26 protein-coding genes, 1 rRNA gene and 1 riboswitch are annotated in these 25,092 nt (G+C 40.0%); of the genes, 21 read left to right on the forward strand and 6 right to left on the reverse strand.

Annotated elements, in window-relative coordinates; genetic code table 11:
- Positions 1 to 8: 8 nt before the first annotated feature.
- The 4 genes from ACZ9EE_RS19480 to ACZ9EE_RS19495 all read left to right on the forward strand — a co-directional run bounded on the left by ACZ9EE_RS19480 (position 9) and on the right by ACZ9EE_RS19495 (position 3,704).
- Positions 9 to 686: a response regulator transcription factor gene (locus ACZ9EE_RS19480; RefSeq protein WP_476029679.1), complete on the forward strand. Its 678-nt coding sequence runs from the start codon at positions 9 to 11 to the stop codon at positions 684 to 686.
- Positions 679 to 2,007 carry a sensor histidine kinase gene (locus ACZ9EE_RS19485; RefSeq protein WP_476029681.1) on the forward strand — a complete coding sequence of 443 codons (1,329 nt, stop codon included), beginning with the start codon at positions 679 to 681 and terminating at the stop codon, positions 2,005 to 2,007. Before ACZ9EE_RS19480 ends, ACZ9EE_RS19485 begins: the two co-directional genes overlap by 8 nt.
- Before the next feature lie 148 nt (positions 2,008 to 2,155).
- Positions 2,156 to 3,061 (forward strand): UTP--glucose-1-phosphate uridylyltransferase GalU, encoded by a 906-nt coding sequence (gene galU, locus ACZ9EE_RS19490; protein ID WP_476029683.1) that lies wholly within the window; start codon positions 2,156 to 2,158, stop codon positions 3,059 to 3,061.
- A gap of 199 nt (positions 3,062 to 3,260) precedes the next feature.
- Positions 3,261 to 3,704 (forward strand): ferritin-like domain-containing protein, encoded by a 444-nt coding sequence (locus ACZ9EE_RS19495; protein ID WP_476029685.1) that lies wholly within the window; start codon positions 3,261 to 3,263, stop codon positions 3,702 to 3,704.
- 75 nt (positions 3,705 to 3,779) lie between these two features.
- Here the strand turns inward: ACZ9EE_RS19495 and ACZ9EE_RS19500 are convergent, their stop codons facing one another.
- Positions 3,780 to 4,022 carry a hypothetical protein gene (locus ACZ9EE_RS19500; protein WP_476029687.1) on the reverse strand — a complete coding sequence of 81 codons (243 nt, stop codon included), beginning with the start codon at positions 4,020 to 4,022 and terminating at the stop codon, positions 3,780 to 3,782.
- A gap of 336 nt (positions 4,023 to 4,358) precedes the next feature.
- Between ACZ9EE_RS19500 and ACZ9EE_RS19505 the strand changes: the two genes are divergently transcribed.
- Both ACZ9EE_RS19505 and ACZ9EE_RS19510 read left to right on the forward strand, forming a co-directional pair.
- Positions 4,359 to 4,964 (forward strand): transposase, encoded by a 606-nt coding sequence (locus tag ACZ9EE_RS19505; protein ID WP_476033015.1) that lies wholly within the window; start codon positions 4,359 to 4,361, stop codon positions 4,962 to 4,964.
- A gap of 430 nt (positions 4,965 to 5,394) precedes the next feature.
- Positions 5,395 to 5,529: an IS3 family transposase gene (locus ACZ9EE_RS19510; protein WP_476033016.1), complete on the forward strand. Its 135-nt coding sequence runs from the start codon at positions 5,395 to 5,397 to the stop codon at positions 5,527 to 5,529.
- A 53-nt stretch (positions 5,530 to 5,582) separates the two neighbouring features.
- On the opposite strand, the gene ACZ9EE_RS19515 is transcribed toward ACZ9EE_RS19510, so the two are convergent.
- Both ACZ9EE_RS19515 and ACZ9EE_RS19520 read right to left on the reverse strand, forming a co-directional pair.
- Positions 5,583 to 6,491 carry an ROK family protein gene (locus ACZ9EE_RS19515; RefSeq protein WP_476029689.1) on the reverse strand — a complete coding sequence of 303 codons (909 nt, stop codon included), beginning with the start codon at positions 6,489 to 6,491 and terminating at the stop codon, positions 5,583 to 5,585.
- Positions 6,492 to 6,674: 183 nt separating this feature from the next.
- Positions 6,675 to 7,106, reverse strand: a complete 432-nt coding sequence (locus ACZ9EE_RS19520; RefSeq protein ID WP_476029691.1) for an AAA family ATPase — start codon at positions 7,104 to 7,106, stop codon at positions 6,675 to 6,677.
- A gap of 295 nt (positions 7,107 to 7,401) precedes the next feature.
- Between ACZ9EE_RS19520 and ACZ9EE_RS19525 the strand changes: the two genes are divergently transcribed.
- The 3 genes from ACZ9EE_RS19525 (at position 7,402) to ACZ9EE_RS19535 (ending at position 10,472) form a co-directional block, all read left to right on the forward strand.
- Complete coding sequence (locus ACZ9EE_RS19525) at positions 7,402 to 8,205, forward strand: UTP--glucose-1-phosphate uridylyltransferase (RefSeq protein WP_476029693.1); 804 nt, start codon at positions 7,402 to 7,404, stop codon at positions 8,203 to 8,205.
- Between the two features lie 33 nt (positions 8,206 to 8,238).
- The gene (locus ACZ9EE_RS19530) at positions 8,239 to 10,239 is read left to right on the forward strand and encodes a galactosyltransferase-related protein (RefSeq protein ID WP_476029695.1); all 2,001 of its coding nucleotides are present in this window, start codon (positions 8,239 to 8,241) and stop codon (positions 10,237 to 10,239) included.
- 86 nt (positions 10,240 to 10,325) lie between these two features.
- Entirely contained in the window at positions 10,326 to 10,472 is a 147-nt protein-coding gene (locus ACZ9EE_RS19535; RefSeq protein WP_476029697.1) for a magnesium chelatase subunit ChlI family protein, read from the forward strand.
- Positions 10,473 to 10,571: 99 nt separating this feature from the next.
- On the opposite strand, the gene ACZ9EE_RS19540 is transcribed toward ACZ9EE_RS19535, so the two are convergent.
- The gene (locus tag ACZ9EE_RS19540) at positions 10,572 to 11,966 is read right to left on the reverse strand and encodes a S1C family serine protease (RefSeq protein WP_476029699.1); all 1,395 of its coding nucleotides are present in this window, start codon (positions 11,964 to 11,966) and stop codon (positions 10,572 to 10,574) included.
- 370 nt (positions 11,967 to 12,336) lie between these two features.
- Here ACZ9EE_RS19540 and wecB point away from each other — a divergent pair, with 370 nt between their 5' ends.
- From wecB to ACZ9EE_RS19560, 4 genes are all read left to right on the forward strand, one after another.
- Entirely contained in the window at positions 12,337 to 13,476 is a 1,140-nt protein-coding gene (wecB, locus tag ACZ9EE_RS19545) for a non-hydrolyzing UDP-N-acetylglucosamine 2-epimerase (protein ID WP_476029701.1), read from the forward strand.
- Positions 13,477 to 13,638: 162 nt separating this feature from the next.
- Entirely contained in the window at positions 13,639 to 14,025 is a 387-nt protein-coding gene (gloA2, locus tag ACZ9EE_RS19550; RefSeq protein ID WP_476029703.1) for an SMU1112c/YaeR family gloxylase I-like metalloprotein, read from the forward strand.
- A gap of 348 nt (positions 14,026 to 14,373) precedes the next feature.
- Positions 14,374 to 15,030 carry a 5-bromo-4-chloroindolyl phosphate hydrolysis family protein gene (locus ACZ9EE_RS19555; protein WP_476029705.1) on the forward strand — a complete coding sequence of 219 codons (657 nt, stop codon included), beginning with the start codon at positions 14,374 to 14,376 and terminating at the stop codon, positions 15,028 to 15,030.
- Positions 15,027 to 16,205, forward strand: coding sequence for a toxic anion resistance protein (locus ACZ9EE_RS19560; protein WP_476029706.1), 1,179 nt, complete (start codon positions 15,027 to 15,029; stop codon positions 16,203 to 16,205). Before ACZ9EE_RS19555 ends, ACZ9EE_RS19560 begins: the two co-directional genes overlap by 4 nt.
- A gap of 143 nt (positions 16,206 to 16,348) precedes the next feature.
- On the opposite strand, the gene ACZ9EE_RS19565 is transcribed toward ACZ9EE_RS19560, so the two are convergent.
- Complete coding sequence (locus ACZ9EE_RS19565; protein ID WP_476029709.1) at positions 16,349 to 17,098, reverse strand: M15 family metallopeptidase; 750 nt, start codon at positions 17,096 to 17,098, stop codon at positions 16,349 to 16,351.
- A 189-nt stretch (positions 17,099 to 17,287) separates the two neighbouring features.
- A riboswitch (cyclic di-GMP riboswitch) is annotated at positions 17,288 to 17,374 on the forward strand.
- 50 nt (positions 17,375 to 17,424) lie between these two features.
- Here ACZ9EE_RS19565 and ACZ9EE_RS19570 point away from each other — a divergent pair.
- Positions 17,425 to 17,589, forward strand: coding sequence for a hypothetical protein (locus ACZ9EE_RS19570; protein WP_335504359.1), 165 nt, complete (start codon positions 17,425 to 17,427; stop codon positions 17,587 to 17,589).
- Positions 17,590 to 17,638: 49 nt separating this feature from the next.
- Here ACZ9EE_RS19570 and ACZ9EE_RS19575 read toward each other — a convergent pair whose 3' ends face one another.
- Positions 17,639 to 17,809 (reverse strand): acyltransferase, encoded by a 171-nt coding sequence (locus tag ACZ9EE_RS19575; RefSeq protein ID WP_476029711.1) that lies wholly within the window; start codon positions 17,807 to 17,809, stop codon positions 17,639 to 17,641.
- 140 nt (positions 17,810 to 17,949) lie between these two features.
- Between ACZ9EE_RS19575 and ACZ9EE_RS19580 the strand changes: the two genes are divergently transcribed.
- The 7 genes from ACZ9EE_RS19580 (at position 17,950) to ACZ9EE_RS19610 (ending at position 24,956) form a co-directional block, all read left to right on the forward strand.
- A complete protein-coding gene (locus ACZ9EE_RS19580) occupies positions 17,950 to 18,096 on the forward strand; it encodes a hypothetical protein (protein ID WP_476029713.1) in 147 nt (48 codons plus the stop codon).
- 582 nt (positions 18,097 to 18,678) lie between these two features.
- The gene (rfbC, locus tag ACZ9EE_RS19585) at positions 18,679 to 19,239 is read left to right on the forward strand and encodes a dTDP-4-dehydrorhamnose 3,5-epimerase (protein WP_476029714.1); all 561 of its coding nucleotides are present in this window, start codon (positions 18,679 to 18,681) and stop codon (positions 19,237 to 19,239) included.
- Between the two features lie 4 nt (positions 19,240 to 19,243).
- Positions 19,244 to 20,086: a dTDP-4-dehydrorhamnose reductase gene (gene rfbD / locus ACZ9EE_RS19590; RefSeq protein WP_476029716.1), complete on the forward strand. Its 843-nt coding sequence runs from the start codon at positions 19,244 to 19,246 to the stop codon at positions 20,084 to 20,086.
- A gap of 9 nt (positions 20,087 to 20,095) precedes the next feature.
- Positions 20,096 to 21,076 carry a dTDP-glucose 4,6-dehydratase gene (gene rfbB, locus ACZ9EE_RS19595; protein ID WP_476029718.1) on the forward strand — a complete coding sequence of 327 codons (981 nt, stop codon included), beginning with the start codon at positions 20,096 to 20,098 and terminating at the stop codon, positions 21,074 to 21,076.
- Positions 21,077 to 21,209: 133 nt separating this feature from the next.
- On the forward strand, positions 21,210 to 21,929 hold the full coding sequence (locus ACZ9EE_RS19600; RefSeq protein ID WP_476029720.1) for a sugar phosphate nucleotidyltransferase: 720 nt from the start codon (positions 21,210 to 21,212) through the stop codon (positions 21,927 to 21,929).
- A 5-nt stretch (positions 21,930 to 21,934) separates the two neighbouring features.
- Positions 21,935 to 22,714, forward strand: coding sequence for a glycosyltransferase family 2 protein (locus tag ACZ9EE_RS19605; RefSeq protein ID WP_476029722.1), 780 nt, complete (start codon positions 21,935 to 21,937; stop codon positions 22,712 to 22,714).
- A 692-nt stretch (positions 22,715 to 23,406) separates the two neighbouring features.
- Positions 23,407 to 24,956: ribosomal RNA gene (locus ACZ9EE_RS19610) — 16S ribosomal RNA — on the forward strand.
- Positions 24,957 to 25,092: the final 136 nt, after the last annotated feature.

Raw genomic sequence — 25,092 nt, forward strand, 5'->3', positions numbered from 1 at the left:
ATTTTGTGATGAAGCATATTTTTGTTGTGGATGATGAAAAGAATATCCGGGATATTCTTCAAAAATACATAGTAAATGACGGCTATAAGGTAACGCTTTTTTCAGATGGAGAAAATGTCTATCAGGAGATGCGGCGCCTAGAACCCGACTTATTAATTATTGACATCATGATGCCTCATCTCGATGGCCTTGAGCTTTGCAGGGAGATCCGTAAGTCCAGCGACATACCGATTATATTTGTATCGGCACGGGACGGTGAGTTCGATCGTATATTAGGGCTGGAGCTTGGCGGCGATGACTACCTGACAAAACCGTTTAGTCCGCGTGAACTGATGGTTCGGATTAAGAATATTTTTAAACGAATGGAAAAAAATTCAAACTCAACGAAACAAACTGTGGAGATTAGGGATGTAACCATTGATCTTGAGCGGCGGTACATAGAAAAAGATGGGCATGAAGTTAAGTTAACCACAAAAGAATATGATTTATTTGTCTTCTTGGCACGGAACATAGGAAAGCCCTATACAAGGGAAGAGCTGCTGGAGTTTATCTGGGGTTACGAGTACACCGGTGACGGTCGTTTAATTGATGACCTTGTCAAACGAATTCGGAAAAAGTTAGAACAACACCGGTCAGCAGTCGAGTTGTCAACTATATGGGGATATGGATACCGGATGGATGAATAGGATGAAAATTGGTACCAAGCTTTTATTGACGTATTTTCTATTAATTATCAGTATCTTTTTGCTGACAAGTGTGTCGTTTCGGTTTATTTCGCAGCGATATATTATTCATGAAACCGAGCAGCAGCTCACCAAGGAAGCAAGGGTAATTAGTCAGCTCCTGGGGAAATCTAGTCTTTCGAGTACGACATTAAAAGAAAAGTTGCGGAATCGAAAGGCGTTGGCCATCTCAGAGCGATTGCTTAGTTCAAAATTGATCATCTTGAATAAGAATCAGAGAATTGTCTATACGGATTTGAAGGATAGTACCTTAACTGAGTATCAACAGAGTCAAGGTCGTGAATTTGTGTCGAAAACAATTAGGATCTTTGGTAATAATGGCAAAACAAAAGGGTATGTCACCTTGGTGGCTCAAATGGAGGAGCTGCAGGAAATCAACAAGCTAATGCGCAGGTCTCAGCTGATCAGCTTAATTATTTCTGGTTTGATTGCTGTTATTTTGGGCTTGTTTTTCAAAAGGGAGATCACACGCCCGATTCAAAGGCTGTCCGACCATATGAAACATTTTTCACTTAAAGAGGCCCATGATAAGATTCACCTAAAATCGAATGATGAATTAGGAGAGTTGGCTGATAGTTTCAACGCCCTCGCCGGAAGGTTGAAACAGTATGATGAAGACCAAAAGGTATTTTTTCAAAATGCTTCACATGAATTGAAAACACCATTGATGGCGATTCAGGGGAATGCAGAGGGAATTATGGATGGGGTGGTCCGTGGCGAGGATGTGGAGCGAAGCTTGAATGTAATTATCGCGGAAAGCCAGCGCTTGAAACGGATCGTGGAGGGAATCACTTATTTAGCCCGACTTGAAGGTGCTGAGGAAAGCTTTCGGTTTGAGCGTGTATCATTTGAGGAAATCATTGGAGAGGTAGTCAGAAGTGTGAAGGCTCTTGCCGAGCAACGGGGAATTGAAATTCGTGTCCTCAATGATGTAAGTACGATGGTTTCGGTCGACCGAGAGAAGTTTACTCGTGCGATGATCAATTTAATCGGCAATGCCATTCGCTATGCAGAAACGATAATCGTGGTAGACGCCCAAATGAGTATGGGTAGTGGGGTTATTATTAAAATTAAAGATGATGGGCCAGGATTAAAAAAAGGAGAAGAAGCAAAGGTTTTTCAGCGCTTCTATAGCGGAGATGAAGGGGGATCTGGAATAGGGCTTACCATTACTAAAGCGATTATCGAAGGACACGGCGGGGCGCTTTATGGATATAATAGAAAGAAAGGTGGTGCGGTATTCGAGATAAGGGTTCCGCTTTGAATTTAGGGGATCGTTTATCCTATAATATGAGTGAGGTCGGCTTTGAGACAGTTTATATGATATAATTATCTAAGTCACTCTTTAGAGAAAAGCAAATTATTGTTATCATTATACATAAGTTGAAATGAATGTGAAGGAGATAAAGGCTATGAAAAAGGTTCGTAAAGCGATTATCCCGGCGGCTGGGCTGGGGACACGATTTTTACCCGCAACTAAAGCAATGCCAAAAGAAATGCTGCCGATTGTGGATAAGCCGACCATTCAATATATAGTCGAAGAGGCGATTGCTTCAGGAATTGAGGATATTATTATTGTAACCGGTAAAGGGAAACGAGCGATTGAGGACCATTTTGATTTTGCTCCTGAGCTTGAGAAAAACTTAATGGAAAAAGAAAAATGGGATTTATTAAGCAAAGTGAACTATACCTCCAACCTTGCTGATATCCATTATATTCGTCAGAAAGAGCCAAAAGGGTTAGGCCATGCCGTCTGGTGTGCAAGAAACTTTATTGGCGATGAACCCTTTGCGGTTTTGTTAGGTGATGATATTGTCCAAAGTGATACACCTTGTTTAAAACAGCTCATTGACCAGTATGAAGAGACCTTCTCCTCGATCATTGGTGTTCAGCATGTTCCTGAGAATGAGACACATCGTTATGGCATAGTCGATCCAATGGAACCAGAGGGCAGACGCTATCAGGTTAAACATTTCGTTGAAAAACCAGCGCCAGGAACGGCTCCCTCTAATCTAGCGATCATGGGAAGATATATTTTAACTCCTGAAATCTTTATGTTCCTTGATGCGCAGGAGGCAGGAGCTGGCGGTGAAATCCAGCTTACCGATGCCATCCATAAACTTAACCAGATTCAACGCGTATTCGCTTATGATTTTGAAGGAAAACGATTCGATGTCGGCGAAAAAATCGGCTTCGTCAAAACCACCATCGAAGTCGCACTACAAAAAGAAGAAATCCATGATGAGCTTATCGCATTCCTAAAAGAACTCATCGAAGAAAACGAAAACCAACAGAAAATCAACATCCAAGAAGTATAAATGGTGTCAGGCACCATTCGTGTACATTGTCCGCTTAGGGTGGACAATGGATATTGAAGAGGCCGCGGCTTAGTAGGGGGGCTCCCTTGCAGCTGCGGCTTTTTGATGTTTGACGGGTCAGTTGGTTTTGTATGGGGAGACACCTAATTGCTCATTAATCATAGATTATATAATGAACAATTAGGGGGTTGGTGTCCTTATGTATCCTTTTACTAATTATTACGATGCCGTCTATCGACAGACAAATGCTTTTATTCAAGACATTGAACAAGCAATTAATGGTGAGTATAGTGCGATTGAATGTTATACAAGGCTGGCCAATCTGGCTTCGAGTAAGAAAGAGCGGGAGCAGATTTTGGAGATTCGTGAGGATGAAGTTAGACATTATCAGGTGTTTGTTCAGATTTATCAACGATTAACGGGGAGGCCGCCCCAGCCGAAAATTTTAGAAGAATGTCCTAATAGTTATGTAAAAGGCTTAAAGTTTGCGATTGAGGATGAACAGAAGACAGTTGATTTTTATTTGGAAATAGCGGATAAAGCCACAGATCCGATGACTCAAGGGGCATTTAGGAGAGCGGCGCTGGATGAGCAGAATCATGCTGTTTGGTTTTTGTATTTTTTTACAAAAGGGAAATCATAGCGGGATGCCCCCAATGAATTTTATTGGGGGCATTTTTGTGGGTGTTTGCTTGATGTTTAGTCAGATGGGATTGGTCTAGTCCCCGCTTTCCCCGGCTGAGTTGCTGCTCTCGTAGGAATGGTCATGTTTGGAGGTTGGTTCTGGATTGTGGCCATAATCGTCATGATGACCACTTTGGGAATTGTTTTTTTCTTTATTTAAGCTAGGAAAGATTAGAAAGGCTAGGATAATCAATATGGTACCAAAGAACTCCTGTGTACCGAATATCAGGTAGACTCCGTACACAAGGAGGAGGACACCGATTATTCGCTGAAGCATTCTGATAATTTTCAGAGACATTCCCCCTTTGTTGAAAATATGGTCGGTAACTTCCTCTACCTTATAAATAAATATTATGATGCAGGACCTTTTATACGTTTATGGTGAAAATCCAGCTTGACCGTCTTTTAAGGACAGAAGCACTGTTAATTTCGAACCATACTATCATCGGTATAATCCAACTTTGAACATTTTGTTACCATCCTAATAAATTGAAGGCTTGGATCGGAAAAATTTGTATAATGTAAACGAGAGAAAAGGTGCGGTGCCTGTCACCTAAAGCACTATTTTCATCTTGGATTTATATTTATTAAGGATAAGGGAGTGATTGTATTGGTGCGAAGTGTGCGTTTGTGGTTTGCGGGTGCGAAGTATCATGTGACGAGCAGGGGAAACCGGAAGAGTTCGCTGTTTTTTGAGGAGGAGGATTATGAGAGATATCTGGAACTTGTCGAAGAAACAAGAGTGCGTTACCCCTTTCATCTCCATACCTACTGCTTGATGACCAACCACACTCACCTCCAGTTGGAAACCCTTGAAACCCCTCTAAGCATCATTATGAAAAACCTCAATACCAAGTACGCAAAATATTTTAACAAAAAGTATGAGTTCACTGGCCATGTGTATGAGAAACGTTATGGTGCAGAGCTTCTCAACTCTCGGGAGTATGAGATTGATGTCAGTAAATATATTCATCTAAACCCGGTAGAGGCAGGGATCGTTTCATCCCCCGAAGATTATCCTTGGAGCAGTTATCGAACCTATATTTATGGTGAAGTCCATCCGCTAATTGACCCCAAACCGATTCTATCTTACTTTCCCAATCCTCCAGCTCAATATTACCAACAATACATGAATGCTTCGGCCACTGATAAATTTTTCTGGGAAGACGGGAAACTTCTAAAGCGGGAAGGGGAATGGTTCCGATGTGGGCTCGAGTGACGAGTATCGGCTTAAAAGGAATGGACGGTTACCATAATGTAGAGGTGGGCACGTATGTCGGGAATGACTCGTTTACTTTCCTGCTTCCTTTTTGCTACTAGCTGAGCTGCAATGAATCCTTGAAATGGTTTTGATAGGATACTAATCGCTTAGCGGAACACGTGCAATAATGGATATTGGATCCGGCATAGCCATAGGTAAAGGAGGCAAGGGAAAGACAGTATCATCGTTATGGTGCGGAAATATGTAATAGCGAGTCAGCTATGGCGACCTATTGCATGCCAGTCCACTTTCACGGATTCAGCAAACAATGATATGCTCCCGATAAGGTAGACAGATGAAATAATAAAAATCTGTTTACTATTTTGGGGGCTTTTTTCTATGGTAAAAAGTCCTTTTACTGCGTAAGAGTATAGCACCTTTGAAGAGTTTGAAGAAAGATATTGAGGAATACATAAAATTTTATAATTATGAACGATTACAAAAAAGACTAAAAGGCCTTAGTCCCTTAAATACAGGGCTAACGCCGCATAGTATCTTATATTTATTTTCGCTGTCTACTTGACCGGGAGGCGCTTCACAATAAAGGAATCATCTTTAAGTATCTTAACTCTTTATTCAAATGTCCTGTTCAGGGGTATCAGATTCCTTGTGTTGCTTTTGTTGTAAATGATACATAGCTCCAATCATACCAGCATCATTTTGATGTTTACAACTTTCGACGGGAATCTTAATATCTTTCCACCAATAAAGGCGGTCAAGTTGATTATTAATCATTTTTATTAAACTTTCTTGGGCGATTACCCCGCCGCCGATTAAAATTTTTTGTGGATTTAATGTGGCAGCTAGGTTATAAATTCCATAACTAAGAATTTTCACCCAAACCTCCACTAATCTTCTCACTGAATTGTCTTTAGCGGCTTTAAGGAAAATGGTCTCGCCATCCACCTTTTTTTTTTCATTAATACCCTTTAACTTTTTATAGGACCTTATTAAGGCAGACGTAGAAGCATTGTTATTCAATACATCTTCTGTTGATTGGGTAATCATAAAACCAAATTCACCGCCTCTAAAACTGTGCCCATGCACAAGTTTCCCGTCTATAAAAATCCCGCCACCAATTCCAGTACCAACTGTTACACAGATAAAATCGGTACAATCTTTTGCGTTCCCACTTATTTTTTCTGCTATAGCAGCACAGTTTCCATCATTTTCAATTTCAACAGGCAGTGAAATTTCAGTTTCTAACAATATTTTAAGATTCTGACCATCTAAATAAGATAAAGCTCCCGCTCGTTCTGAGTAACCTGTATGTGGGTTAATATAACCTGGCAAACTAATGGCAACACCACTGACACTAGTATTTTCTGGATAGCCCTTAATGGTATCTACCATTTTTTCAATAAACATTTCGAGGCTTGTGGAGGGGGTAGCATAGCTTCCCTTGGAAAGAATGGATCCATTCTCTAACAATAAACCATGCTTCACTTGTGTCCCGCCAATATCAAAGGCAATATATTTTTTCACTATTTTCCCCCTAGTCTACGTGGGTTAGGAATGTCATAATGTTATTCTTTATTAGGGTATTCATCAGGATACAACATTCATTACTACTTTTAAGCTGATGGCCATTGTTCTTTTAAAATGACATTTAAATCAATGAATTCTGGAATTTAATATATGTTCCAAACTGACGGTCATGATTTTTTACTAATTTACGATAATGATTTTCCCCTCATCTGGAGTAGGTGTCTGAAATTCGTTGTAAATTTGTTTTAATACATCTTGAGATAGTCGTTTCAATGGTTTGTTTCGTTCTTTGCATGTTTTGTAGTCCGTATCAACGTAGTAAATTTTTAATGTAAGTCCGAACTCTTTAGCTACCCGTATCCATCTTTTCCGACGCTCCCTAGTCCTGTTTGTGGTATCAACAATTACGTTATGTCCACTTTTTAGTAATGACCTGACCATAAGTTCAGCGCTTTCCCATACGAGCGGTTCTGCTTCTGCTTTATAAACTTCGCCATGTAAAGCCAGCCTGATATCATCCAGAGATACACGAACCCACCCTTGGTCTTGAAGCTTCTTAGCGTATGTCGATTTTCCGCTTAGCGGCATCCCGCACATGATACCTAATTTCAAGTCACATCTCTCCCTTATCAGATTCTTACCTGCACTCTATTAGACAAACAACCCAACTGTAATAGTGTTTTACTTTATGTAATGCAAGTCAGAGTAAATTTGACAGGGACAAATTAACTGTGTTGCCTTACGGTAACGAGATATTTTCCTGAAAAACCAATTTTTGGGTGGAACTGTGATACAAGCCGTTTCCATTTCAAAGCAAGATACATAAAGCTAACAGTATAGTATAAATAATCTAGATTTCTGGAAAGATTATATTTTTTCAAAATTATAAAAAAGGAGAGGAAAACTTATGGTGAGGAAAGCTATTGTCCCTGCCGCCGGGTACGGTACTAGGAATCTTCCTATTACAAAAGCAATACCTAAAGAAATGTTTCCTTTAGGCTTAAAACCGGCCATTCATCATATCGTTGAGGAGGCGGTTCAATCAGGTATTGAACAATTATTAATCATAATTTCCGATTCAAAACATTCTATATTGGACTACTTTGGCCGTTCAGTGGAGTTAGAGGCCTTTTTAAAAAGCAATAATAAAGAACATATGCTTAAACATTTAGAACTTCCAAAAATAGAAATCACTTATATCCAACAACATTATGCTAAGGGACTAGGGGACGCTATACGACTAGGAAAAGAATTTGTAGGAGATGATCCATTCGGAGTTCTATTACCAGATGATTTTGTTTTACCCGATCGAACCCCCGCTCTTAAACAGTTAATTGATGTATATAATGAGACCAATAGTAGTGTTTTAGGATTAAAACAGGTAAATCTAGAACAATTAAAAAACTACGGAGTTATCCAAGGTGCAACTAATACTAATCTCATTCAAATTGAAAATATAGTGGAAAAGCCTAGACAAGACCCTCCTTCGGATTTAGCCGTTATCGGAAGATACATTCTTACCCCAACTATTTTTCAATGTATAGAGGATCTAACGGAAGGTGTTGACGGAGAACTTCAGTTAACAGATGCCATTAAATTTTTACTGAGGATCGAACCTATATATGGAAAAATCGTATCTGGGGATCGTTACGATATTGGTAATTTAGAGGAATATGTAGAACTCATGAAAATAATGAGTAAGAAAGTATAAATTGATTAAATTCCATAAAAGGGGAGAGTTTTTGTGTTAGACAAAGTTTCAATTATTATTCCTTTCCAGTCGGATTACGGCCCAAGAGCAAAGGCATTTGAATGGATTCAACAGTATTATGCTCGTGTTATGCCCGAAGCAGAGATATGTTTAGGATTAATCTCTGACAAGGAAGTTAATAAAGCCAAGGCGGTAAACCTAGCGGTTAAAAAAGCTACAAGAGATATTTTCGTAATAGCGGATGCGGATGTCGTTTATGACCCTAATCTGATTGTGGAAGCAATAAAAGAACTCAAAAAAGGAGGTTTTGTTGTTCCTTTTACGGCAGTATACAACATTGAAAAACAAGGAACTGATAGATTACTCAAGACAAAACCAAAATGGCCGATAGAAGTAAAATCAGGAGAATGTTATAAATCAAATTGGGTCTATGAAGGGTTTGCTGGAAAACTCTTTGTCATTTCTAGAGAGAATTTTGAAGCAGTCGGGGGTTTTGATGAGCGGTTTATTGGTTGGGGAGGGGAAGATGATGCCTTTTCCCATGCAGCCCGGACGATGTGCGGCAAACTAGTAAATATAGAGGGGAAGGTCTATCACCTATGGCATCCGGCTTCAAGCTATCAAACAAATCCCAATGGTAGAGCGAATGCTAAACTTCTTGGACGTTATGAACGTGCAAGTGGAAAAAAGGAAAAAATGAAGAAGCTCCTTGAGGAACGGAGCAGTACACTAGAGGAACATCAAGTTACCACAATAGCTAATTACGAAAATATTTTACCAGAATCACCAAAAAGCAAAATTTGTTTTGCCATCCTTGTTCATGAGGATAGAGAATTAGTCCAGCAGTTAATTGACAATGTCCGATACTATTGCCCCAATAGTACAATTGTTTTATACAACGGAGGGAACGATCCAACTCTTTGTGAGGGGTTAGGTGTACCCGTTTGTCCATATAGCCATAAGTTAGTACGGGGATGGACGACCATTTATTTTATGGAAGTAATGGAATGGTTAGAAGAGTTGGGTATTGAGTATGAATATTTTATTAATATCGATTCCGATGCACTGTTTGTTAAAAATGGATATGAAGAATTTATTCAAACCCAAATGAAGGATACCGATTATATGGCAATCAAGCTAAGAGTTCCAGAAGAAGACTGGTATATCGGAAAGGAACTTAAAAAAGATAAAAACAGGTGGAAAGCATTATTTAATCTCAAACCTTACTATGGAGTTTTCAATGTTGGACAGGTAATATCTAAACCAGTAGTGAAAGCATTACTTGATCCAGTAAGAAAACAAAAGTTAAAAAATGCTTTAATAGAAACGCATTCTTTTGGTACGGATGAGGTATTTTACGTAAACATGGCTGTGGAACTTGGATTCAGGGTAAAAAATTATCCAAACGAAATGGACGAAAGGATGATACGATATCGGCCTTACTTTACCGTGGAAGAAATGATTTCCTGTCTAAATAAAGCGGAGAATAGTTGTCTATGTCATCCCGTAATTCGAGATCAAGCTGATCCTGTCAGGAAACTAATCCTTGGTATGGAACAGGAACATCACACTAAACAGTATAAAAGCAAGGAATATCTATGGTACGAAGATGATTCAAATCATTATTCAGTGTCTCTTCCGATTAAAAGTACATTTGGGAATTCGGAGTTTGTTGTTCGGTCAGGCTCTTCCTTGGCCCACTATTATCAGGATCCTCATGGGAAATGGAAAAAAAGTAAGAAGTTTGCTAACGGTGTTACTGGAAATCCAATATTTTTTGAAAATAACTCAGGTCAATTTGGTGTGATCTGTAAACTAAAAACCGGTGGAATTGGATTTTGGCTGCGAGACAACAATAAAGATAGCTTCCCTTGGTATGGCCCAACTATCTATCAACTTGATAATTTAGAGCCATTAATGGCAAGTAAACTTCCGAACGGAAAACATATAATCGTCTTTAAGGATGACAGCAAATTGATTTATTGGGAATTGGATAATGATAAATGGAATAAGGTCTTCCCAAATAGTAAGTAAATCAAAACATAGTTTAAATGAAACTTTAGAAAAGCCTCCACGTTGTACTGCACCCCAAAAGTTAGAGTTAAGATCTAAGGTTTGGGGTGTTTTTGCTGTCCATCAAGAAAAACTGGAGCAACCGCACCCAAATCAAAATCATCCGTCTCTCCCGCACCATCGCAGATATCCAAGGGAGCCCTGCCATCACCGACCAAACCATCCAAGAAGCAATCCATCTCAATATAGTGTAAATGGTGACAGGCACCATAGAAAGGGAATGACAAGACTGCATAATAAAAGGATGTAGCCATAACACTACACCCTTGTTAGAAATGGTGACAGGCACCATCTTATTCTTCGTCTTTTTTCTGTTGTTTTTTCTGATGTTCTTGAAGGGCAAGGAGGATGTCTTGGACGTCGATTTTGCCATCTTTATTAAGGTCTTGTAGTGTATTTTCCAGTGCCGATGTCGGCGCTTGTGCGGGTGCCGGCTCTGCGGAAGGTGTTGCTGCAGTGATTGGAGCAGCAGAATTTTTGGATTTCCCCCCGGCGAACGTAAACACTAATAGGATGAGGACGAGCAATCCTGCTACACCATCGACGATATAGAATAGGGTTGCGTAATCAGACCATAGCGTTTTACTGCTGTCGACCTTCTTCTCGGCATTGGCAATATATTGTTTAATCTCAGAATGATTTGGATAAATCCGCTGAACCGCTTCGAATTTTTCTAAAGCGTGTTTATAATAGCCGCCCCAGTATAATTCCAAACCTTCCTGATAAAGCTGATCCGTTTCGCTCTTCGTATTTCTTACCCCGGCTTGGTTCACAAATTCCTTCACCGTGTTTACTGGTACCGCAAAATTAAATCCTTGAACCTCCTGACCATTAACCGTATCGCCTCTAAAAGTTAATAATCCAATGATCTGCCCTTTTTCATTTATGACCGGGCCGCCGCTGTTTCCATGTGTTGCGGCTGCATTAAGTTGAATCACCGGGCTTCCTTGTTCTGTCTTTTTCGAGGTGGCGGAAATTTGACCGGCGTTCATCGAGGATACTAAGGATGAATCTGGTGATAGAATGTCAGAATCGGCTGCCGCTGGGTAACCAATCACCCAAATATTATCCTGGTTTTGGATATCATCTGAATTTCCAAGTGGTACTGTAGGAAGATTTTTTCCTTCTATTTTTAGAACAGCGACGTCTTTCCCTTCATTAATAGGGGCACCAAAGCTTTTAACCTCTCCATCGAGGACATCTCCACCTGGTAAAACCACCTTTAATACTCTTTTAATATCCGTATATTGGGTGTACTTCACCATATAATTATAGGCAGTTTCGTAATCCACTTTAAAATAATCTGCAACCGTGGTGACTACCTGTTCAAATGCTTCATTGGCGATGTCTTCATCTTTCTTTTGCGTTGCTTCCACCACATGGGCATTTGTGACAATATAGCCATCAGAGCTTATGATGGCGCCTGAACCTGATCCGCCCACTATCGATTGGTTGTTAAGTTGGTCAAGAATGGCGATTACTTCAGGATCGTTTGGGTTATTAAACTGCCAACTGACCACAGCATAATCGACAACTCGGACGACTGCTGGTTTCGTGAATTCAGCAAGCTTTTGCGCTCTTGCAATTTTTCCTTCGGCTGGTTGAATATTTAGTAGGAAAAAGGAGGCAATAATTACCGCGACAAGCAGTATACTAATCGGTATCGTAAAAAAGGCCCTTTTTTTCAAAATATCACCTCTTGGTTGATTTTAAAATTTACTCTGCAATATATTCGGTGTTAGGGGATTGGGAAATTGTCTTAATTTAAATGATTAAAATTCAATGAAATTTTTTTGAGTCTAAAGAACTAGGGGTTAAGAGTCATTATTGTTATAAAAACTTGTATCTTTAGGCAAGGATTAAGTAATTACGATTAAATTAAGGTCTTTAAATCGGTTATTCCTTTTCGCTTGAAATAGAATTTGTTATCATGTTAATGGGTTTTTATATTGAGAATTTGTATTTGAAAATAATAATATGGACGATACAGCTGCTGATTTTTTAAATCATACGGTTAAAGTGTATAATGACTGTATCTTGTTGTACCTGGAGGGCTTTATGAACAGAAAATTAAAGGTAATGACGGTATTCGGAACCAGACCGGAAGCAATTAAAATGGCGCCACTTGTTAAAGAAATAGAAAAATATCCAGATGAGATTGAATCAATTGTCACGGTCACAGCGCAGCACCGTGAAATGCTTGATCAGGTGTTAAATATTTTTAAAATTTCACCTGACCATGATTTAAATATCATGAAGGCTAGACAATCCTTAATTGATGTAACTACACGTAGTTTAGAGGGGCTGAACCAGGTTCTATCGGAGGTGAAACCTGATATTGTTTTAGTACATGGCGATACCTCCACCACCTTTGTAGCCAGTTTAGCTGCTTTTTATCATTCAATTCCGATTGGCCACGTGGAGGCTGGTCTTCGCACTCATAATAAATATTCTCCGTACCCGGAGGAAATGAACCGGCAGTTGACAGGGGTATTGGCGGATCTTCATTTTTCACCTACTATCCAGTCTAAGCGCAATCTTCTATTAGAAAATAAGAAGGAAGATTCAATATTTATTACGGGTAATACGGCAATTGATGCTTTAAAAACAACGGTAAAAACAGATTATTCTCACCCTGTTTTAGAGAATCTTGGAACTGACCGTTTAATTTTAATGACAGCTCATCGGAGAGAAAACACAGGGGAACCAATGGAAAATATGTTCCGTGCAATCCGCCGCCTAGTCGAGAAGCATGATGATGTTCAGGTGGTTTACCCTGTTCACATGAACCCAGTTGTTCGAGAAATCGCCAATCGGATCCTAGGAAACAATGTTCGTATTCATCTGATAGAGCCGTTGGATGTTATTGATTTCCATAACTTTGCGTCCAGGGCCTATCTTATTTTGACAGACTCAGGTGGGGTTCAGGAGGAGGCACCATCGTTGGGCGTACCAGTGCTGGTGCTTCGGGATACAACAGAACGTCCGGAAGGGATTGAAGCAGGTACATTAAAACTTGCAGGAACAGATGAAGAGACTATTTTCAATTTAGCAGATGAGCTAATCTTAGAGAAAGACGCGCATGATCAAATGGCAAGAGCCTCTAATCCATATGGAGATGGTTACGCATCCAAACGAATCGTCGAAGCTATCCTCTACCACTTTGGGAAGCGCCTCGACCGACCTGAAGACTTTTGACAAATTAAAATAAAGGTGTCAGGCACCATTCATGGACACTGTCCACCGTGAGAGGACAGTGTCTTTGATTAGCGAATTGATAAAAATTAACTGAAACCCTCCTGTTATGCAGTTTGCAGAGGGCTTTGTTATTGTCTTAATTGTAAGGGAGAGTTAACCCACATGAAGCTAAAGAAGATCCATCACGTCGCAGTAATTTGTTCCGATTACCAAAAATCTAAAGACTTTTATGTACGAATTTTAGGGCTAACACCCATTAACGAGGTTTATCGTCAGGAAAGAGATTCCTATAAGCTGGATTTAGAAGTCGGCGGACACTATCAAATTGAGTTGTTTTCCTTTCCAACCCCTCCTTCAAGACCGAATCGTCCGGAAGCAGTTGGGTTAAGACATTTGGCTTTTGAAGTGGAGAATATCGTGGCAGAAGTGGCAGAACTAGAAAAGAGTGGTATTTCAGTAGAACCTATCCGAATTGATCCGACCACCGACAAAAAATACACCTTCTTCGCTGATCCGGACGGATTGCCAATTGAACTGTATGAGGGGTAAAGGATTGTCAATTAAAGCAGCAGAGAGGACAACTTCTCTGCTGCTTTTTGGTGCCTGTCACCATTAGCACTAAAAACACTAAGAATAAAGGGGAATCCCATCAATCTTATCCCACCCTATCCCATCCCACCCCACCTCCCCAAAATGTAACCTTTTCTAGCCTAAATACGTCTTAAGTCGTAGATTTATTTCCGTTTGTGGTCTATGGCGGGAAGGAGTTTTGTCGTGTATTGTGGAAGTAGTGAATGACATATTCTTCTAATTCAAAGAGTTTTTGAAGTATGTGAAACATTTATTTACCTATTTCGTATCTATATAAAGGATTATTAAGTCAGGAGTCGATCCAATATGAACCCAATTGTTGCATTTCTCATTCGCTCGTTTGTGGCCGTTCCCGTTACTGTCATAACATGGTTAATCTGCTTCTTTCCGTTCGATTTTACATTCTGGTCATCCATGCTTTTCGCGATCCTTGGCGGAGCGCTTACCCATGTGATTCTGTCGTTATTTCAAAACACCGGCTATTTAAAAAAGCATCAGCTCACGAGAAAGGAATACCGTTATATTCAGAAAAACCTAAAAGAGGCAAAACTGAAAATCAGACGCTTAAATAAAAGCATCTTTAAAATTCGTGATATCTACTCCGTTAAACAGCGAATTGACATAAATCGAATCACCAAAAAAATACACAAGATGACAATGAAAGAGCCGAAACGATTCTATCAAGCAGAGGAATTTTATTTTTCACATCTTGACTCACTCGTTGAGCTGACCGAAAAATACAGCTTCCTTTCCTCACAGCCAAAACAGAACAGAGAAATCAGTCAATCTCTTATTGAGACTCGAAGAACATTAAATGAATTATCTAAAGTAGTAGAAGAGGATTTATATCGGGTCATCTCCGATGATATCGATACGTTAAATTTCGAGATAGATGTCGCGAAACATACCATTCAAAAGAAGAAAGAATTGAAATTTCCTGAAGAAAATAGGTGGCTAAAATGAGTGAACAAAATCCAATACCGAAAACGGGCGACTTACTAGATGATATCCTCGCCAATCCGTTTGGCGATTCAGAAACGTTGAATCTTGCCAAAAAGCAGACTCAGCCAACTGGGGAACAAAAGCCAGTCAAGTTAATCGATGTTATCCCTGAGGAAAATCGGGCGAAGGCCTACCAGCTTGCCGAGCAAATCGACCCGACCAACCACCAGGCGATGATTTCATACGGCACCCAAGCCCAAGGAAAGCTACTATCGTTTTCGCATACGATGCTAGAACATGTCCAGAAACAGGATGTGGGCGAAATAGGCGAAATCATTAACGATTTGATGAAAAGGTTAAATGAGGTCAATCCGGATGAATTAAAGGATGGGAAGCCATCCTTGTTTGCACGGATGTTTGGAAAAATTTCGACATCTATTCAGGAGGTTCTGTCCAAATACCAAAAAACAGGAGCACAAATTGACCGAATTAGTGTAAAGCTTGACCGAAGTAAGAATGTACTTCTATCAGATATTAAACTGCTCGAACAGCTATATGAAACTAATAAGGAATATTTTCATGCCCTTAATATTTATATTGCAGCGGGGGAAATCAAGCTCGAAGAAATGGAAGTTAAGATTATCCCGCAGTTGAAAAAAGAAGCGGAAACGACTAACGACCAAATGAAGTTTCAAGAGGTCAATGATATGATTCAATTTGCGGATCGTTTAGACAAGCGTCTCCATGATTTGAAATTAAGCCGCGAGATTACGATTCAAAGTGCACCGCAAATTCGCTTGATTCAAAATACAAACCAGGCACTGGTGGAAAAAATCCAATCGTCGATTATGACGGCCATTCCATTATGGAAGAACCAAGTAGCCATTGCGTTAACATTAATCCGTCAACGTCATGCAGTGGAGGCTCAGAAACAGGTATCGAAGACCACTAATGAGCTTCTATTAAAGAACGCAGAAATGTTAAAAACGAATACAATTGAAACCGCCAAAGAAAATGAACGCGGTCTCGTCGATATCGAAACATTAAAGAAGACACAGGAAAGCTTAATTTCCACATTAGAAGAAACGATGCGCATCCAAGAAGAAGGCCGCCACAAACGCCGGCTTGCCGAACAAGAACTTGCCAACATGGAAAACGACCTGCGCCTAAAACTGTTAGAAATAAAGGGAAAATAATTAATAAAATAAAAGAAAGGGGTCCTCGCTGTAATAGTAATACGTGCAGCGGGGACCCCCTTTTCATTATATCGAGATGAGAAATGGTGCCTGTCACCATTACTCCTATCTAGGCATTACTAATGGTGACAGGCACCGCCAGTCTATTTATTTACTTGGATGGTATCGAGGTATTCTTCAAGGGTGATTTTGTGGCTCATTATGTCCTTTGCGACTGTTTTGCCAACGTAGCGCAGGTGCCATGGTTCATATTGGTAGCCGGTAATGTCTTCTTTTCCTTTTGGATAGCGGATGATAAAGCCATATTCGTCAGCATGCTTCTCCAGCCACTTTGCAGCAGTTGTCCCAGCAAAACAATCCTCGGCCGCGCATTTTCCATCACCGCCTGTGACATCAATCGCAAGACCTGTCTCGTGCTCGCTGGTCCCTGGCACAGCGCTATATGTCTTTGCTGCTTTAACCCCGTCGATACTTACATAGTGATTAAACACCGCCGTTTGAGCCGCATGAGAGCGATAAGCAGAAACGCCGAGAAGGCTGACCCCATTTTGTTTGGCGCCGGCAAACAATTTCTCAATCGCTCGAGCCGCGCTGCTTCGCATCTTCCGTTTCTCCACCTTTGCTTTAAAAATAAACGGAATGTCAGGGTCGACTAAATCACTCGGTTGATAACTATCAGGCAGTTTATTCACTTTATTAACCAGGACAGGGATAGCGGAAGGATTGGCAACAACCGAAACACTCTTCTTTTCATTTTTTGAGCTCGCAGTGTTCACAACATTTTTACTAGGAGCAGTTGGCTGATTTTCGGCAAACTGCTGTTTCAATGAACAGCCAGCCAGCGGAGAGGCAATTACCATCAGAAAGACCATTAATAAAGGTAGTTTTGTCATAATAAACGTCCTCTTTTATAAAAATTCACTTCCTTACTATCATGGACACAATGAAGGACTTTAAAACGTTAAAAGACACTATGTCATAAGGTTAGGATTTTTCTCATAACATATAGAACAAGTTAATGGGTCGAAAGCCTCTTTTACTTTCTAAAAACGTTCCTTATAGTTTTTTATAAGCACATAAATCGTCCGAAACGGCAAAACCATTGAAAGATGGTGACGCAAAACTACAGGGGCTTAGGTTTTTCTAAACGATGCTCGCCAGTTACCGAACACGACAAACTCCTGCGATTTATGTAAACCACAATTGAGGAGGTTTTCATGTGTTAAAACTACTTAATAAGGTTCAATACTATTATCATTTGTTCCAGCATCGGCATAATCAACTGTTGCAGCAGGATTGTTTAAACGAGGAGCTAAGAATGAAACTAAAGGTCAAAGCTTTATACCACAACAGTAAAGCAGTCGAACTTGGTCTAAGAATGTAAACAATAATTAGAGTAAAAAGAAGCCTAGGATCAACTCCTAGGCATTTTTCTATTTTTCAAACCTTTGGACAAAATTGCAGCTGCTGCAGGCGCGGCCGAGCAATCTTTTGGTCACACTATGTTCGTAATAAATTTCCTCCAGACCACAGACAGGGCATTCGATAATATGGAATATTTGTCGTTCTCCTAGTACGGCATCTAACAATAATTCAAAATACATTATTTTCTCTCCCCCTATCTATTATTTCTTTCAAGAATAGCAAATACTAATAGTGAAAATAGAAGAAAATTGTCAAGGTGGACAAGAATGTTTTCGACATCCTCCAAAACGGAAAAAATAGCCACAAAAAGGAGAACAGCATGAAAAAGAATAATGATGAAACAAGTGAAGGACTGAACCAAATCTTTAAAATTATTAATGCCAAAGGGGATACGGGTGAACTAAGGGAAATTGTTGAACAAAATAACGATTCCACAAGCCCAGATCAACAACAACAAAGTGAGTGAAAAGACCTAGAACTATTTCTAGGTTTTTTTGTGGGCAAAATGGAGCGGAATGTGGATAGATAATATGTGATTGTGGGTAAAATTGTGCATTTTGTGGATAATTCACATCAAATTGTGAATATCTAAAAAAATATGTGGAAGACGACTAAGTGTTTAGAAGATATCCACATAAACTGTGAATAAATAGTGGGAAATTGTTAATATCTTAGACCAAACTGTGGATAGCAACTCTAATTATGTTAATAACCTGTTGGAAAAACCCTTTCATTCCAAAATTCTTCCAAGCCTTTAGACCTATACCCCCATAACAAAATGACATTTGTCACCTCGAATTTTTAATAAAATTTTCAACTTCAAAATTGTCCATCTCCAGCGCATAATGGCTCGAGGTCAAAGCCTAACCCGAGAGCAGCCTTCCCACCAGCTAGTCTTATGCATGTCGTCCCAGTCAAGGCGCTTCTTTCGCTTTTCTTAAATAGTTGTAATTCCTCCACCTACAGAAAGAATTCAACAAAAATTGGTTCAAAAATAGGTTGGTCAAAATGCGAACACAGAGCATAAGGTAAAAGGAGGTGGTAAAATTTGAAAATAACAGAAACTCCATTACCGGGAGTCAAAATCATCGAACCGATGGTCTTTGGTGACCATCGTGGCTGGTTTATGGAAACTTACAGTGAGGATTGGTTGAAAAAAGCAGGAATCATGATTCACTTTGTCCAGGATAACCATTCCTTTTCATCTTCCAAAGGAACCCTAAGAGGTTTACATTATCAATTAAATCCGAAAGCACAGACAAAACTCATTCGTTGCACGAAAGGAGCCATATTCGATGCAGCCGTTGATATCCGGAAGGGGAGTCCCACATTCGGTAAGTGGTTCGGTCTCGAACTAAGTGCAGATAATAAAAAACAATTATTTATTCCAAAGGGATTTGCTCATGGATTCATTACATTGACCGATATGGCGGAGGTACAATACAAGGTTGATGAATTCTATGCCCCGGAGTGTGATCGAGGAATCATATGGAATGATCCTGCGATTAGAATTGAGTGGCCTCTGAACACTCCACCGATCTTATCAAAAAAAGATCAACAGTCACCTCTCCTTTCGGAAATAGACAATAATTTTATATATGGAGAATGAAACAATGAAAATACTTGTAACAGGGTATACTGGACAACTTGGTTATGATGTTGTTCAAAATGGCTTGAGTCGTGACTTTGACATGATTGGGGTTGGTTCAAAAGATCTAAATATCACGGATGAATACGCCGTTAAAAAATATGTAAGAACATTGAAACCAGATGCTATTATTCACTGTGGAGCCTATACAGCGGTCGATAAGGCAGAGGATGATAAAGAAAACTGCTGGAAGGTAAACGTTGAGGGTACCCGATATTTAGTACAGGCAGCACAAGAAATCAAGGCCAAATTTATGTATATTAGTACGGATTATATTTTTGATGGATTGGGAGATAAGCCGTTTGTGGAAACTGATCTTCCTCATCCAATTGGATATTACGGACTTACAAAATATGAAGGAGAAAAAATGGTCCAAGCTCAGCTGACAGAGTGGTTCATAGTCCGCATTTCATGGGTGTTTGGAATCAATGGAAATAATTTTGTTAAAACAATGATGCGATTATCCGAACATCAGAATGAAATTAAGGTCGTAGGAGACCAAGTGGGTTCACCTACCTATACCTTTGATGCAGCACGGTTAATCATCGATATGATTCAAACTGACAAATACGGAATTTACCATGCGACCAATGAAGGTTTTTGCAGCTGGTCAGAATTCGCCAAAGAAATCTTTCGAATAACAGGTAAAAAGGTTAAAGTGAAATCTATTTCAACCGAAGAATACCCAACAAGGGCGAAACGGCCAAAAAATTCCCGTCTATCAAAGAAAAAGATCATAGATAATGGTTTTAAAACATTACCACCATGGCAGGAATCATTAAAACATTTTTTAAAGAATCAAACTTGAGGTGAAACAATGCAAACGAATAAATTGCTTGTAACCGGTGGAGCAGGGTTCATTGGTGGAAACTTTGTTCAGTACATGGTTAATAAATATCCCCAATATGATATTTATAATTTAGATTTGCTGACATATGCCGGTGATTTAACAAAGCATCGTCAGATTAACGATAAAGAAAACTATCATTTTGTTAAAGCTGATATTACCGATCGTCAGACAGTTCTGACGCTTTTTGAAAAGGAGACCTTTGACTATGTGATTCATTTTGCTGCAGAAAGTCATGTGGATCGTTCGATCACAGATCCTGAACGATTTGTTCGTACCAATGTTTTAGGGACACAGGTTCTCTTGGATGCAGCGAAAAAAATAGGGGTCAAAAAATTCATTCATGTTTCAACCGATGAAGTATACGGTGAATTAAGTTTTGATCCAAGCACCTTCTTTACGGAAGAAACTCCCATACAGCCCAATAGTCCATATAGTGCAAGTAAGGCATCTTCAGACCTATTGGTTCGGGCCTATTATGAAACATTTGGTCTTCCAATAAATATCACACGTTGTTCAAATAACTATGGCCCTTTTCATTTTCCGGAAAAATTGATTCCCTTAACTATTTCACGTGTGTTAAATGACGAAAAGGTACCGGTATATGGGGACGGGAAAAATATCCGGGATTGGTTACATGTCCTAGATCACTGTGCAGCGATTGACCTTGTTTTGCATAATGGTGTGAAGGGCGAAGTTTATAATGTGGGCGGCCATAATGAGAGAACAAACTTGCAAGTAGTTAAAACTATTATACAGTCTCTAGGGAAATCAGAGGATCTAATTGAATTTGTATCAGACCGTTTGGGTCATGATAAACGCTATGCGATCGACCCCGCTAAATTAGAGACGTTAGGCTGGAAACCAACCTATACCTTTGATACAGGAATTGCCCAAACGATTGATTGGTATAAGAAAAACAAGTGGTGGTGGAAGCCTCTTCTTGAATGAAAAGTACCATTGTATAAAATGGTGTTTTCTCAATAATCGTAAGGGACTATTTTTTATTGATAAACCTTAAAGTTGTACCACTTTTCTGTATTTCTCATAACCTAAAGAGAGATAATGAGAAGGGAATGAAAAGATGAAAGGTATTATATTAGCCGGAGGAAAAGGTGCTCGGTTAGAGCCTTTTACCAAATTACTAAACAAGCACTTGCTCCCTGTAGGGGGTAACCCGATGATCTACTGGTCAATAAATAAGTTAAAAGAGGCGGGGATTACTGATATTCTTATTGTTACGAATAACCAACATCTCCGTTCGTTCCAAGAAATTTTAGGCCAGGGTGAGGAATTGGGTGTTAAGTTATCCTACACGATTCAAAGTGAAAAAGGAGGAGGTATTGCTGATGCCCTAGCCTCCGCGAAGGATTTCGTAGATGACCAATGTATCGTTTTGTTAGGGGATAATCTGTTTGATGATGATTTAAGACCATATATTGATGACTTTCAAACTCAACCGCAAGGTGCAAAAGTGCTGTTAAAAGAAGTGAAGGACCCAGAAAGATATGGAATAGCTTTATTAGATGAAGTAAATCATTCTATTATCTCTATCATTGAAAAGCCTAAAATTCCTAAGTCCAATTTTTGTGTAACAGGAATCTACTTTTATAAAAAAGAGGTATTTGATTTAATTGACTTAATAAAACCATCGAGCAGGGGAGAAAAGGAGATTACTGATATAAATAATCTCTATATTAAAAGAAAAGAATTAAAGTTTGATATTTTAAAAAGCTGGTGGCTGGATGCTGGGACACATGAAGCATTGTTTAAAGCAAATAAACATTTCTATGAAAGGAGTTAAGAATTTTGCCAAAGGTTTCAGTAATCTTAACAAGTTTTAATAAACATGAATATATTGCAAAATCTATTCAGGCTATTTTGGACCAAACCTATCAAGACTTTGAGTTATTTATTATGGATGACAATTCAAATTCTGAAACTTTAACCGTAATTGAACCGTTTTTAAGTGATAAACGTGTGAAGTTTTTTAAAAGTAATATTCAAACAATGGAAGAAAGAGTAGAAAAAACAAGATATGCCGTGTTAATCAATCAAGCACTACAACTAGCAGAGGGCGAGTATGTTACTTATGCTACGGATGATAATGTATACAACAGGACAAGGCTTGAGAAAATGGTGGGCTATTTAGAGCAGCATCCTAAAGTCATGGTCGTATACTCAGCGTCACAAACAAGGTATTTAAATGAAATGAAAGAGGTCACTCATTCTATTACTAGACCAGCCCGGACCATTTCATGGCTTGCTCCTTGTATGATTGACCATTGCTCGGTTATGCACCGTAGGTCCATCCTTCCTCAAATAAAGAGAGCATTTGGTTCTTATTGGGATGAAGATCACCAATTTTATAGAATCGGAGATGCTAGATTCTTTTGGAGAATCAACCACTTTTGGGCTTTTTATCCTATTAATGAGGTTCTTGATGAAAATTATATTACCCCTAAATCCATTCACGCTCAATTATTTAATGATTCCCCAAACCAATTCTCAAAACTACTGCCTCCACAAAGAACATGTAAAGAATTAAGAGAATCTCTTAGATCTCTGAGAAGAAGGGACGGAGGGTGACCCACTATCTAGCAAATTATTGGTCACTATATCGTGAGTTTATGGAAGTTTTTAAGAATTTTAAATATAGGGATATCCCATTACACTGCTGACAAACTTTTATCAGCATATCGATTCAAATCTAAAACAAAAAATGGAGAATGAAAATTTTCATACATCCTTATTGAACCCAGAAATAGAACAAGCCATGATCCAACCATATTTCGAAGGGGTACTGGGGGCAAAGGCTATCCATTTTTTAATACATTGTTACACCTATTCACACAAAGAAAAAAGGACCGGGCTTATCCAAAATTCTCGTAAAAAACCTCATTCGTCTATTTTTTTCGAACAAAAAAGGGTGGACATTTAAAATACAGCGCTTGAAGATAATGATTAAACGGAGATTTTTCATTTGCTTAAAAAAACAGATCTGATAATGCTTTAAAAACTCCAGCAGCCATTATATTAAAATAAACAATAATACTTGTTGACAGATTGCTGAGATTCGTACTATAATATGAAAGTTGTCAGTGAGGCTTTAAAGTTTAATTAAAAAAACCTTTGACAATAATGTTTGAAAGATGTTATAATTTAAAAGTTGTCTTATTCGATTGTTCTTTGAAAACTAAACAAACAAAAACGTCAACAAACAATAAATATTCATTTCTTATGAAATGAAGCCAACGTTTTAAATTATGAGCTAATCAACTTTCTTGGAGAGTTTGATCCTGGCTCAGGACGAACGCTGGCGGCGTGCCTAATACATGCAAGTCGAGCGAATCAATAGGAGCTTGCTCCTGTTGGTTAGCGGCGGACGGGTGAGTAACACGTGGGCAACCTGCCTGTAAGACTGGGATAACACCGGGAAACCGGTGCTAATACCGGATAATCCTTTTCCTCTCATGAGGAAAAGTTGAAAGTCGGTTTCGGCTGACACTTACAGATGGGCCCGCGGCGCATTAGCTAGTTGGTGAGGTAACGGCTCACCAAGGCGACGATGCGTAGCCGACCTGAGAGGGTGATCGGCCACACTGGGACTGAGACACGGCCCAGACTCCTACGGGAGGCAGCAGTAGGGAATCTTCCACAATGGACGAAAGTCTGATGGAGCAACGCCGCGTGAGCGATGAAGGCCTTCGGGTCGTAAAGCTCTGTTGTTAGGGAAGAACAAGTACCGGAGTAACTGCCGGTACCTTGACGGTACCTAACCAGAAAGCCACGGCTAACTACGTGCCAGCAGCCGCGGTAATACGTAGGTGGCAAGCGTTGTCCGGAATTATTGGGCGTAAAGCGCGCGCAGGCGGTCCTTTAAGTCTGATGTGAAAGCCCACGGCTCAACCGTGGAGGGTCATTGGAAACTGGGGGACTTGAGTGCAGAAGAGGAAAGCGGAATTCCACGTGTAGCGGTGAAATGCGTAGAGATGTGGAGGAACACCAGTGGCGAAGGCGGCTTTCTGGTCTGTAACTGACGCTGAGGCGCGAAAGCGTGGGGAGCAAACAGGATTAGATACCCTGGTAGTCCACGCCGTAAACGATGAGTGCTAAGTGTTAGAGGGTTTCCGCCCTTTAGTGCTGCAGCTAACGCATTAAGCACTCCGCCTGGGGAGTACGGCCGCAAGGCTGAAACTCAAAGGAATTGACGGGGGCCCGCACAAGCGGTGGAGCATGTGGTTTAATTCGAAGCAACGCGAAGAACCTTACCAGGTCTTGACATCCTCTGACACTCCTAGAGATAGGAATTTCCCCTTCGGGGGACAGAGTGACAGGTGGTGCATGGTTGTCGTCAGCTCGTGTCGTGAGATGTTGGGTTAAGTCCCGCAACGAGCGCAACCCTTGATCTTAGTTGCCAGCATTCAGTTGGGCACTCTAAGGTGACTGCCGGTGACAAACCGGAGGAAGGTGGGGATGACGTCAAATCATCATGCCCCTTATGACCTGGGCTACACACGTGCTACAATGGATGGTACAAAGGGCAGCAAAGCCGCGAGGCCTAGCCAATCCCATAAAACCATTCTCAGTTCGGATTGTAGGCTGCAACTCGCCTACATGAAGCCGGAATCGCTAGTAATCGCGGATCAGCATGCCGCGGTGAATACGTTCCCGGGCCTTGTACACACCGCCCGTCACACCACGAGAGTTTGTAACACCCGAAGTCGGTGGGGTAACCGCAAGGAGCCAGCCGCCTAAGGTGGGACAGATGATTGGGGTGAAGTCGTAACAAGGTAGCCGTATCGGAAGGTGCGGCTGGATCACCTCCTTTCTAAGGATATAAGCTGGACATATGAGCCAGACAAAAACGTTTGTTTGATGGTTTTCTGTTTGTTTAGTTTTGAGAGTGCAATTCTCTCAAAACTTTTTTTAATCGTTCTTTGAAAACTAGATAATCGTATAGAAGA

The sequence above is a fragment of the Bacillus sp. URHA0034 genome, assembly GCF_056280405.1.